Annotated in this window: 10 protein-coding genes, 1 rRNA gene and 1 pseudogene; 8 read left to right on the top strand and 4 right to left on the bottom strand. The window is 69.9% G+C overall.

Annotated elements, in window-relative coordinates; genetic code table 11:
* Nucleotides 1-51: 51 nt before the first annotated feature.
* The 6 genes from hisN to ACFP1K_RS10745 all read left to right on the top strand — a co-directional run bounded on the left by hisN (nt 52) and on the right by ACFP1K_RS10745 (nt 5,829).
* On the top strand, nt 52-837 hold the full coding sequence (gene hisN, locus ACFP1K_RS10720) for a histidinol-phosphatase (RefSeq protein ID WP_380749951.1): 786 nt from the start codon (nt 52-54) through the stop codon (nt 835-837).
* A gap of 474 nt (nt 838-1,311) precedes the next feature.
* A complete protein-coding gene (pstS, locus tag ACFP1K_RS10725; protein ID WP_380749955.1) occupies nt 1,312-2,415 on the top strand; it encodes a phosphate ABC transporter substrate-binding protein PstS in 1,104 nt (367 codons plus the stop codon).
* 3 nt (nt 2,416-2,418) lie between these two features.
* On the top strand, nt 2,419-3,399 hold the full coding sequence (pstC, locus tag ACFP1K_RS10730) for a phosphate ABC transporter permease subunit PstC (RefSeq protein WP_380749958.1): 981 nt from the start codon (nt 2,419-2,421) through the stop codon (nt 3,397-3,399).
* A complete protein-coding gene (pstA, locus tag ACFP1K_RS10735) occupies nt 3,396-4,307 on the top strand; it encodes a phosphate ABC transporter permease PstA (RefSeq protein ID WP_380749961.1) in 912 nt (303 codons plus the stop codon). The genes pstC and pstA overlap by 4 nt, the downstream gene beginning before the upstream one ends.
* A 12-nt stretch (nt 4,308-4,319) precedes the next feature.
* Nucleotides 4,320-5,096, top strand: coding sequence for a phosphate ABC transporter ATP-binding protein PstB (pstB, locus tag ACFP1K_RS10740; protein WP_380749964.1), 777 nt, complete (start codon nt 4,320-4,322; stop codon nt 5,094-5,096).
* Between the two features lie 16 nt (nt 5,097-5,112).
* Complete coding sequence (locus ACFP1K_RS10745; protein ID WP_380749967.1) at nt 5,113-5,829, top strand: response regulator transcription factor; 717 nt, start codon at nt 5,113-5,115, stop codon at nt 5,827-5,829.
* A gap of 21 nt (nt 5,830-5,850) precedes the next feature.
* Here the strand turns inward: ACFP1K_RS10745 and ACFP1K_RS10750 are convergent, their stop codons facing one another.
* Nucleotides 5,851-6,756, bottom strand: coding sequence for a phenylalanine 4-monooxygenase (locus ACFP1K_RS10750; RefSeq protein ID WP_380749970.1), 906 nt, complete (start codon nt 6,754-6,756; stop codon nt 5,851-5,853).
* A gap of 160 nt (nt 6,757-6,916) precedes the next feature.
* Here ACFP1K_RS10750 and ACFP1K_RS10755 point away from each other — a divergent pair, with 160 nt between their 5' ends.
* Nucleotides 6,917-7,393 carry an Lrp/AsnC family transcriptional regulator gene (locus ACFP1K_RS10755; RefSeq protein ID WP_380749973.1) on the top strand — a complete coding sequence of 159 codons (477 nt, stop codon included), beginning with the start codon at nt 6,917-6,919 and terminating at the stop codon, nt 7,391-7,393.
* Between the two features lie 228 nt (nt 7,394-7,621).
* Complete coding sequence (locus ACFP1K_RS10760) at nt 7,622-9,292, top strand: substrate-binding and VWA domain-containing protein (RefSeq protein WP_380749976.1); 1,671 nt, start codon at nt 7,622-7,624, stop codon at nt 9,290-9,292.
* An 8-nt stretch (nt 9,293-9,300) separates the two neighbouring features.
* Here ACFP1K_RS10760 and ACFP1K_RS10765 read toward each other — a convergent pair whose 3' ends face one another.
* From ACFP1K_RS10765 to rrf, 3 genes and pseudogenes are all read right to left on the bottom strand, one after another.
* The gene (locus ACFP1K_RS10765) at nt 9,301-9,462 is read right to left on the bottom strand and encodes a hypothetical protein (protein WP_380749993.1); all 162 of its coding nucleotides are present in this window, start codon (nt 9,460-9,462) and stop codon (nt 9,301-9,303) included.
* A 56-nt stretch (nt 9,463-9,518) separates the two neighbouring features.
* Nucleotides 9,519-10,367 (bottom strand): annotated as a pseudogene (locus ACFP1K_RS10770) (DNA glycosylase AlkZ-like family protein); the annotation flags it as partial.
* Nucleotides 10,368-10,818: 451 nt separating this feature from the next.
* Nucleotides 10,819-10,895, bottom strand: a 5S ribosomal RNA gene (gene rrf / locus ACFP1K_RS41380); the annotation flags it as partial.

Consider the following 10,895-nt stretch of genomic DNA (forward strand, 5'->3'; position numbering starts at 1 on the left):
TATGGGCGGGGGACTGCTGCGGACGAAGGCCGCACGATAGCGTTTGTCGTTGTGACGGGCTTCAGCGACGACCTGCGCTTGGCGCACGTGATGGCGGACAGCGCCGACGATCTCACCATGCGCCGGTTTCGCGCCAGTGACCTGCGGGTCGAGACCAAGCCGGACCTCACCCCGGTGAGCGACGCCGACCGCGCGGTCGAGGAGGCCATCCGGGGCACGCTGCGGCGCGCCCGGCCCCGCGACGCGGTGGTGGGCGAAGAGATGGGCCGCACCCGGGGCCACGGCACCCGCTGCTGGATCATCGACCCGATCGACGGCACCAAGAACTACGTGCGCGGCGTCCCCGTGTGGGCCACGCTGATCGCGCTGGTGGAGTTCGGCGAGGTGGTCGTCGGCGTGGTGTCCGCCCCGGCGCTCGGACGCCGCTGGTGGGCGGCCAAGGGCGGCGGCGCGTGGACCGGTCGCGGGCTGACCAAGGCCAGCCGGTGCCACGTCTCGGCGGTGAGCCGGCTGTCCGACGCGTCGTTCTCGTTCTCCAGCCTCGGCGGCTGGGAGGAGCGGGACCGGCTGGACGCCGTCGTCGACCTCACCAGGGCCGTGTGGCGCACCCGCGCGTACGGCGACTTCTGGTCGCACATGCTGGTCGCCGAGGGGGCGGTGGACATCTCGGCCGAGCCCGAGCTGTCGCCCTGGGACATGGCGGCGCTCACCGTGATCGTCGAGGAGGCGGGGGGCGTCTGGACCGATCTCTCCGGCGCGGCCGACGTCGAGGGCGGCAGCATGGTGTGCGCGAATCCGGCGCTGCACGCCGAGGTGATCAAGCGCCTCGGGGACTGACGACGCCAGCGTCCGTTCAGCGCGCGCCCCGGCGGGCCGTTCACCGTGACGGCGACCGGGCCCGCCGGGGAGCGGCTCAGCGCTCGTCCGGGGGCCGGGAGATCACCCGATCGTCGAGGTAACAGCTGCAGTTCCCGCATCCTGGAAGCACGCGACCCTCCTCACCGTCGATGTGCCCCGACGCTACGGCACCTCCGCGCCCCTGTGCCTGCCCCCGGGCGCCACAGTCGTGTTCACCGAAAGGAACCGGACGGTCACACGGCGGGCACGGGAGGCCGTACCATGGACGGCGGCGGGCGCGCGGCGCGCCGACCCGCCGCACGGGGTTCGTCAAGGCCGGGCAAAGCGTGTTGGACCGTTCACAACGAGAGCGACCTGGCCCGTTCACCCCTCGTTCACCTTTATCCCAGTATGAAGTCATCTTGGATCCCTAGCGTCCTACCCGTTGAGAGAACAACGTGGAAGGACACAACTGTGAGATATGCAGGCCGGCTCGCCGCGGCCGCCATCGCCGGCGTGCTTTCGCTCGCTGCGTGCGGCACCGACAACAACCCCGGCGCCAACGACGCCGCCGCCGCTCCTTCGGGCGACGCGAGTGGCGCCGCGCTGAGCGGCACCATCAACGCGGCCGGTTCCTCCGCTCAGGCCAACTCGATCGCCGAGTGGACCAAGCAGTTCCAGTCGGCGAACCCCGGTGTGAGCATCAACTACCAGCCGAGCGGCTCCGGTGCCGGCGTCCAGTCCTTCATCCAGGGCACCATCGCCTTCGCGGGCTCGGACTCCGCGCTGAAGGAGGACAAGGGCGAGCCGGCGCAGGCCGACGCCCGTTGCAAGACCGGCAAGGCGATCAACCTGCCGATGGTGACCGGCCCGGTCGCCGTTGTCTTCAACGTGCCCGGTGTGGACGGCCTGCAGCTCACCCCGGCGAACCTGGTGGCCATCTTCGACGGCAAGATCACCAAGTGGGACGACGCCGCCATCAAGAAGGACAACCCCGACGCGAAGCTGCCGTCGACCGCCATCCAGCCGTTCCACCGGTCGGACGAGTCGGGCACCAGCGACAACTTCACCAAGTTCCTGGCCGCCTACAAGTGGCCGTACGAGCCCGCCAAGGCGTGGCCCGCCGAGGCCAAGGGCCAGGGCGCCAAGGGCTCCGACGGCATCGCTCAGGCCGTCAAGTCCACCGAGGGCGCCATCAGCTACGTCGAGCTCTCCTACGCGGAGAACTCCAGCCTCGCCAAGGCCAAGGTCGCCAACGGCTCGGGCGAGTTCGTCGAGCTGACCCCCGAGAGCGCCGCCAAGACGGTCGAGGCCGCCGAGGTCGAGGGCGCCGGCAACGACCTCAAGCTCAAGATCGACTACGCCACCAGCGCGGCGGGCGCCTACCCGATCGTCCTGGTGACCTACGAGATCACCTGCGAGAAGGGTCTCTCCGCCGACGAGCTCAAGGTCGTCAAGCCGTTCCTGGCCTACATGGCGAGCGACGCCGGGCAGCAGGCCCTGACCGGCCTCGGCTACGCCCCGCTGCCCACGGCCCTGGTCGGCAAGGTGCGTACGGCGATCGACGCGATCTCCTAACTGATGGCCACGTCGCTTCGCACTCGTGAAGGCGGGCCGGCTGCCGGCCGGCCCGCCTTCCGGCGCACTCTCGGTGAAGGCCCGTTCCGGTACTCCGCGACAGGCGCGGGCATTCTGCTCCTGGTCATCATGGCGGCGATCGCGGTCTTCCTCATCGTCCGGGCCATCCCCGCGCTCCAGGCGAACACCGCGAACTTCTTCACCGAGCAGATCTGGGCGCCCAACGGCACGGTGCCGGTGTTCGGCATCGCGGCGCTCGCGTTCGGCACGGTGATCAGCTCACTGCTCGCCCTGATCATGGCGCTGCCGGTGGCGGTCGGCGTGGCGCTGTTCATCTCCCACTACGCGCCGCGCCGCCTGGCCGGCGTGCTCGGCTACATCATCGACCTGCTGGCCGCGGTGCCGAGCGTCGTGTACGGACTCTGGGGCGTCATCTTCCTGGTCCCGTTCATGACCGGCCCGTCGAATTTCCTCAACACCTACTTCGGGTGGATCCCCCTGTTCGGCGGGGACCAGATCGTCGGCCGCTCCATCCTCACCGCCTCCGTGGTGCTCGCCATCATGATCCTGCCGATCATCGCGGCGATCTCCCGCGAGGTGTTCCTCCAGGCTCCCAAGTCGCTGGAGGAGGCCTCGCTCGCGCTCGGCGCCACGCGCTGGGAGATGATCCGGATGGCGGTGCTGCCGTTCGGCCGTCCCGGCGTCATCAGCGCGGCCATGCTCGGGCTCGGGCGCGCGATGGGCGAGACGATCGCGGTCGCGCTCATCTTCCCCGCCACCTTCGAGATCACGTTCCAGGTGCTGTCCGCCAACGGCAACAGCATCGCGGCCAACATCGCCAACGGTTTCGGCGAGGCCACCGACATCGGGCGCGGCGCGCTGATCGCGTCCGGCCTGGTGCTGTTCGTGATCACCCTGCTGATCAACATGGCCGCCCGGCTGGTCATCGCCCGCCGGCGTGAGTACTCCGGGGCCGCACTGTGACCGCACCTCAGAACGGCGCCGCCTTCCGCACCGTCAACGTCGTCGCCCCCGTCTCGGTCGGCCGGCGGCTGAAGAACCGCTTCGTGCAGGGACTGGTCTGGCTGGCCTTCGCCGTCGCGGTGGTCCCGCTGGTGTCGGTCATCTGGCTGGTGGTCAAGAACGGCCTCGCGCGGCTGGACATGACCTTCCTGACCCACTCGATGCGCAACATCGCGCCGAGGGATCCCGGCGGCGGCGCCTACCACGCCATCCTCGGCACCCTGGAGCAGGTGCTGATCGCCACGCTGATCTCGGTGCCGATCGGCCTGCTCACCGCGATCTACCTGGTCGAGTACGGCAACGGCCGCCGTCTGGCCCGCTACATCAGCTTCTTCGTGGACGTGATGACCGGCATCCCCTCGGTGGTGGCCGGTCTGTTCATTCTCGCGTTCTGGATCCTGGTGCTCGGGTTCACCTACTCGGGCTTCGCCGGCGCGCTGGCGCTGTCGATCCTCATGATGCCGACGGTGGTCAGATCGGCCGAGGAGATGCTCAAGCTGGTCCCGAACGAACTGCGTGAGGCGTCGTACGCGCTCGGCGTGCCGAAGTGGAAGACGATCGTCCGCATCGTGCTGCCCACGGCGTTCACCGGCATCGTCACCGGCATCATGCTCGCCATCGCCCGTGTCGCCGGTGAGACCGCGCCGCTGCTGCTCACGGTGTTCATCACCACCTCCATCAACCCGGACCCGTTCAACGGGCCGCAGATGGGTCTCCCGTTGTTCATCTTCGACCAGATGGGCCGCCCCAACGACACCGCGATCGACCGCGCGTGGGCGGGAGCGCTCACGCTGATCGTGATCGTCATGCTGCTCAACCTGGTGGCCCGCCTCATCGCGTGGTGGCGCGCGCCCGCCAAGGCCCGATAGAGGGGTTACGACATGGCCAGTCAGATCGAAGTCTCCGACCTCGACGCGTACTACGGTTCGTTCAAGGCGATCGAGGGCATCACGATGACGATCGAGCCCCGCTCGGTCACCGCGTTCATCGGCCCCTCCGGCTGCGGCAAGTCGACGTTCCTGCGCACGCTCAACCGCATGCACGAGGTCATCTCGGGCGCCCGCGTGGAGGGCAAGATCCTCCTGGAGGACCAGGACCTCTACGGCGCCAACGTGGACCCCGTCTCGGTGCGCCGCAACATCGGCATGGTGTTCCAGCGCCCGAACCCGTTCCCCACGATGTCCATCTACGACAACGTCGCCGCCGGACTGCGTCTCAACGGCCGGGTGTCGAAGTCCGAGCTGGACGGGATCGTCGAGCACTCGCTCAAGGGCGCCAACCTCTGGAACGAGGTCAAGGACCGCCTCCCGAGGCCCGGCGCGGGCCTGTCCGGCGGTCAGCAGCAGCGGCTGTGCATCGCGCGAGCGATCGCCGTCAGCCCGGCCGTGCTGCTCATGGACGAGCCCTGCTCGGCGCTGGACCCGATCTCCACCCTGGCCATCGAGGACCTGATCGCCAAGCTGAAGAACGAGTACACGATCGTCATCGTGACCCACAACATGCAGCAGGCCGCGCGGGTGAGCGACCGGACGGCCTTCTTCAACCTGGCCGCGCAGGGTCAGCCCGGCAAGCTCATCGAGATGGACGAAACCTCGAAGATCTTCACAAATCCCACCGAGAAGGCGACCGAGGACTACATCACCGGGCGCTTTGGATGATCGATTAGGAGATGGTGTGAGCCAGCCGCAGGCGGCACCTGAAGTGGACGGGGACACCAGGTCGGCGCCCATGCTGCTGGTCGCCGACCCAGACGCAGGCATGGTGAGCGAGCTCGCGGCCACGCTGGAGCGCGAAGGCGTCCTCGTGGCCGGAGTGCTCGACGGGGCGCAGGCCCTGCTACAGGCCGGGGCGCTCCGGCCTGACGTCGTACTCGTCAGCGCCACGCTGACGGTGGTCGGGCCGGTCGACTTCATCCGCGCGCTGCGGCTGGCCCGGCCCGTCCCCGTCCTGCTCGGCGTCGGGGACGGCCACGCCGAGCAGGCGGTCCAGGCGCTCGCGGCCGGCGCCACGGCGTGCGTGGCGCGGCCGTACCGCGTGCCCGAGCTGCTGCCGCTGGTGCACGCCGCGTTCCCCGGCGAGACCAGGGTGCGGCCCGTGCTGACGGTGGGCGGCGTCGAACTGGACGCGGGCGCCTACCAGGTGCGGGTGAGCGGGCTGCCGGTCCACCTGCCGCTGCGCGAGTTCGAGCTGCTGCACTACCTGATGCGCAACGCCGACCGCACGGTGACGCGCGAACAGATCATGCGGCACGTGTGGCACGCCGGCGACACCATGTCGACCAACACGATCGCGGTACACGTCAAACGGCTGCGCGCCCGGCTCGGCGACGACGACGACCAGCTCATCCAGACCGTGCGCGGGGTCGGCTACCGGCTGGTCACCCCGGCCTGAGCCCTCCCCCGCGCACGGCGGTCACACCGAGCTCTTGGTGGTGGCCCCGTCGGCGACCATCCGGGCGACGACGTCGTCGTCACAGGTGTCCCAGAAGGACCCGACGACGTCCTCCAGGTGGTCCATCGACTCCGCCCGGAACAGTACATCCTGATATTTGGTGATGTCGTAGCCAGTGGTGCCCATCACCGTGAGGTCCAGCGGCAGGATGTCCATGCCCCTGAACTCCTCGATCTCGCCGTACGACGACAGGATGCCCGCCCCGTACGCCCGGTCCACGCCGTCCTCGGCGAGCACGCCGAACTCCATGGTGAACCAGAAGACCTTGGAGACGAACTCCAGCGCCTCGTCGGTCTCCACCCGGCGGGCGGCGGCGCCGGCCAGCCGGTAGAGCCGGGCGAAGCGGTCGGATGCCAGGGCGTTGGCGTGCCCGAGCACCTCGTGCACGACGTCGGGCTCCGGGGTGTAGAACGGCACCGAGTGGTGGCGGATGTACTGGGTCGAGTGGAACAGGCCGTCGGCCAGCACGCCGTAGAAGTCGCGCAGCGGCACCAGCCCGGCGGCCGGGAGGTAGCGGAACCCCGTCAGCGGCTCCAGCAGGTCCCCGACCTCCTGGAGCTGCGGGATGCGGTCCGTGGGCAGGGCGAGACGCTCACAGCCCCGCAGGTACTCGCTCGCGGCGTACTCCCGGTGCTTGGCCGCGAGTTCCCGCGCGACCACCACCCACACCTGGTGCTCCTCCTCGGTGTAGGCGACCTCGGGGATCGGATCGCCCGGCTTGTGCTTGAGGGCGAGGGCGGCGATGGCGTTGCGGCGCTCGCGATAGGCGGTGTCCGCGAACCCCGGGTGGCTCGTGGCGAGCTGGACGACCACCGAGCCGTCCTCCCCGGTGGCCACGGGAGCGAAGTATTGGGCTTCTTCGAACATGTCACAATTAACGACAATCCGCCGTTCCGATGGCAAGAGCGACCATTTTTAGTGGCCATTCCGTCCACTTCACCCCCCATCCGGCCCCCTGTCACTGGTCGTTCCGCCCAGCCCCGCCCGGCTCCCTCCGCCGCCTCGCCGCGAGCCGTAGTCTCTGCGCATGGCCAACGGTTCCATCGACGCCCTGGACGCCCGGCTGCTCGCCACCATGCGGGCGAACCCGCGCATCGGCCTCACCGAACTCGCCCGGCTGCTCGGCGTGGCCCGCGGCACCGTGCAGGCCCGCGTCGACAAGCTCGTGTCCCGGGGCGTCATCGGCGACTTCGGGCCCACCGTCGTGCCTCTCGAAGTCGGCTACCCGATCCTGGCCTTCGTCTCCCTGCAGATCTCGCAGGGACGGCTCGCCGAGGCCGTCCAGGCGCTGGAGTCGGTCCCGGAGATCCTTGAGGTGCACGGCACCAGCGGCCAGGCCGACCTGCTGTGCCGCGTGGTCGCGCACAACACCGCCCACCTTCAAGAGATCATCGCCCAGGTCCTGGCCTCGCCCGCCGTCCAGCGCACCGACACCACCATCGCCCTGTCGACGCAGGTCCCCTACCGGATCGAGCCGTTGCTGCGGGCCGCCTCGGCCCCGTAGATTCCACGCGGTGACTCGCCAAGTGAGATCCGGGCAAGTGCTTGGTTAAGTTTTGGGGTCGGGACGGGTGTGAACGGTGTAGCTTCGCGATACTCGGGTGGAGTTCTTCGCTTACTGTGACCGGTTCGCGCTAGAGGGTGTGACGTCGTGGCAGGCAGGCACCGCAATCCCGATCCACTCGGTTACGATCCGTGGGCATCGGGCCCTCCCGCTCCGCAGCCGCGGACGGTGGACGTCGCCGCGACCGCCCGGCGCCGCCTGATCGCCGCACTGGCGATGGGCGCGGCCCTGGTGCTGGTGCTGGCCGTCGGGGTGTACGTGGTGGTCGCCCAGACCTTGTGCACGGAACGGCCGCGGCTGCGCGTGATGTCCTCCCCCGACATCGCGCCCACCCTCGAACGGATCGCCCAGCAGTTCGAGGCCGACGGCGGCTGCGCCGATGTGACCATCGGCACCCGGCAGGCCTCCGAGGTGGCGGACGAGCTGGGAGTGCGCAGCAAACTCACCGACGTATGGATCCCCGACGCGTCCATCTGGGTCTCCATGGCCCGCCTGCAGGGCGCCGACAAGCTCCTCCCCAGGCAGAGCGTCTCGATCGCGCGTTCGCCCGTCATCCCCGCGGTCACCAAGGAGACGGCGGGGCGGCTCGCGGCCAAGGACGGCGGGCCCAGCTGGGCGTTGCTGATCCCCACCTCGGCGACCAAGAAGAAGCTGCCCAAGGCGTCCACGACCCTGCTCGCCCCGAACCGCTTCGCCGCCGGCCTCGCCGCGGTGAACTCCCTGAACACCCTCGCGGAACGGCGGCCCGAGCTGTCGCCGATCGTGCGGGGCATCACGATGAACCTCAAGCGGTCGATCCGGACGTCCGACGAGGCGTTGTTCGGCCTGCTGGAACACCCGCCGTCGGCCGGGGACCCGGTGATCGTCGCCAGCGAGCAGTCCATCTGGAGCTACAACTCCCTGCGCCCCGACCGCCCGGTGATAGGCCTGTACCCCACCGAGGGCGCCATCTCCCTGGACTACCCCTACGTCCCCCTGACCGCCGACCCCGCCACGCAGGAGGCCGCCGCGGCCTTCCGTGACGCCATCGTCTCCTCCGCGGGCCGTACGCTCCTGCACGGCGCCGGGTTCCGCACCCCCGACGCCAAGGCCGGACCGTCCCTCGACGCCCGCCACGGCCTGCGTCCCGCCCCGCCCGCCGACATCCCCAGCCCCGACCCCCGCACGCTCCTGCGCTCCCTCCTGACGATGCGCCTGCTGCTGGCGGACACCCGCACCCTCCTGCTGCTGGACGTCGGCAAGTCGATGGACACCCCCGTCCCCGGCCTCGGCAAGACCCGCATGGAGGCCACCGCCGACCTCGTCGCCCAGGGCATCCGCGGCCTGCCCGAAGGCAGCGACCTCGGCCTCTGGGTCTTCTCCACCGGCCTGGACGGCGCCAAGGACCACCAGGAACTGGTCCCCCTCGGCCCCCTGCGCCAGAACACCCCACTGGCCCTCAAAGAACTACGCGAGCTCCCCGACCGCACCCGCGGCAAGGCCGGCCTGTACGACTCCGTGCTGGCCGCCTTCCGCACCGCGTCCAAGCAGCAGATAGACGGCATGCTCACCTCGGTGATCGTCCTAACCGACGGCCCCAACGACGACAACTCAGGCATCTCACACAAAGCCCTAATAGCCACCCTGCAAGACGAGTTCGACCCCCTCCGCCCCGTCCCCATCACCCTCATCACCTACGGCTCCACCGCCGACGCCGCAGAACGCCGCGCCATAGCCGAAGTAACCAACGGCGCCGCCCTAACCGCCGCAACCTTCCCCCAAGCCGCCCAAATCTTCCTCCAATCCCTAACCACCAAGTTCTGCCTAGACCAGGACCGCTGCCCCACCCAGTCAGGCTGACGACGCACTCATCGGAGGAGCGCTACGCTCAGCCCGAGCCACCGGGCCAGATCCCTGATCCCCTCGCCGATCGCGTCGGCCATGATCGCGGCGAAGGGAACGTCCCGGTGGACCGCGTGAACGCGCAGCAGTCCCGCGTCACGGTCGGCGACGGCATCCAGGTTGCCCACCAACTGATCGCCGTACAGGGATCGTGGTGAAGGGGGACATCCCGATGGACCGCATGGACGCGCACCAGTCCCGCCTCACCGTCGGCGACGGCGTCCACCTTGCCCACCAACTGGCCGCCGTACAGGATCGGCAGCGCGGGTACCCCAGCGGTGCTTGGCCGCGGGCTTGTGCATCTCCAGCGGATAGCCGAACTCGAAGAGCTCCGTGCGCCTGCAGCCTGGACCAGGCGGTCGAACGGCGACAGTAGCGCCGCCCGTCCCGAGAACGGCTGCCCCAGCAAGGACGGATCGACCCGCCACCTCCCCTTGACGCCCTCCCCCACATCCACCGGCTCCACCGGAGATTCCAGCCCCCGCGCCCGCGCGATGCCAAGGGCCCGCAGCCGCCGCTCGTCCCAGATCCGCAACGCGTCCTCCACCGGCACCGCCGCCAGTAGACGACCAGTTCCTCCGGCGCCGAGACGGCGGGACGTGGTGCGGCGAATCCGGCGCCGTCCTACGGTGGGGAACCGGCTCCTCTGGTTGGCCCCTCGTGTGGATGAGCGCCGCGCGGGTTGGGATGTTGAGGGTTGACGAGCGCATCTCAGGACGGAGACCGGGGTTCTGGGTGGGCGACAACGTGAGCATGGACAGGACACGGTGGGCAGGGGCCGGGACGTGTCGCGGTGGCGCAGGGTGAGCCCGGCAGGCTCGGGGGTGCGGGAGTGTCCCCGCAGGGGAACAGCCCTTACGCCTTCCGCGCGAAGCGCGTCCTCCGCAGGGACCGTTTCATCGGCGCCACCACGGGCTTTCGGCCGCACGTCGGCGCCGCACGTCGGCGCCGCACGACCGCGCCGCACGACCGCGCCGCACGACCGCGCCGCACGACCGCGCCGCACGACCGCGCCGCACGACCGCGCCGCCACGTAGCCCTGCCGTCTCGTCGGGGTTCGTCATTCGGCGCCGAGGCGGCGGGTCGTGGTGCGGCGGATCCGGCGCCGCTGTACGGCGGGCCACCGGCCTGGCGGAACGCGTCACGGCGGCGCAGGGTGAGCCCGGCAGGCCCGGGGGTGCGGGGGTGTCCCCCGCAAGAACACAGCCCTTGCGGCTTTCCGCGCGGAGCGCGCCCTCTGGCAAGGACCGTTTTCATCGGCGGCGCAGGCACGCGGGTTGTCCGCCGTACGGCGGCGCCGGGTTCGCCGCACCACGTCCGGCCGCCTCGGCGCCGGAACAAACCCGGACTCAGAGGGCGGGCGGAGCGCCGGCGCACCGGCCCCAGCGCCGGGAGCAGGAATGTTCTGTGGAACGCGAAAAGGCCGCCCAGACAAGTCTGGGCGGCCGTTATCGTGACAACACACAGGTGTGTTGTGAATGTTTGTCCGGCGGTGTCCTACTCTCCCACACCGTCCCCGGTGCAGTACCATCGGCGCTGAACAGCTTAACTTCCGGGTTCG

The sequence above is a fragment of the Sphaerisporangium aureirubrum genome (assembly GCF_042658925.1).
GTDB classification, from domain to species: Bacteria; Actinomycetota; Actinomycetes; order Streptosporangiales; family Streptosporangiaceae; genus Sphaerisporangium; species Sphaerisporangium aureirubrum.

Coding starts and splice junctions, on each gene's coding strand:
- pstC (WP_380749958.1), top strand. CDS start 2,419: ATGGCCACGTCGCTTCGCACTCGTGAAGGCGGGCCGGCTGCCGGCCGG.
- pstB (WP_380749964.1), top strand. CDS start 4,320: ATGGCCAGTCAGATCGAAGTCTCCGACCTCGACGCGTACTACGGTTCG.
- ACFP1K_RS10750 (WP_380749970.1), bottom strand. CDS start 6,756: ATGTTCGAAGAAGCCCAATACTTCGCTCCCGTGGCCACCGGGGAGGAC.
- ACFP1K_RS10755 (WP_380749973.1), top strand. CDS start 6,917: ATGGCCAACGGTTCCATCGACGCCCTGGACGCCCGGCTGCTCGCCACC.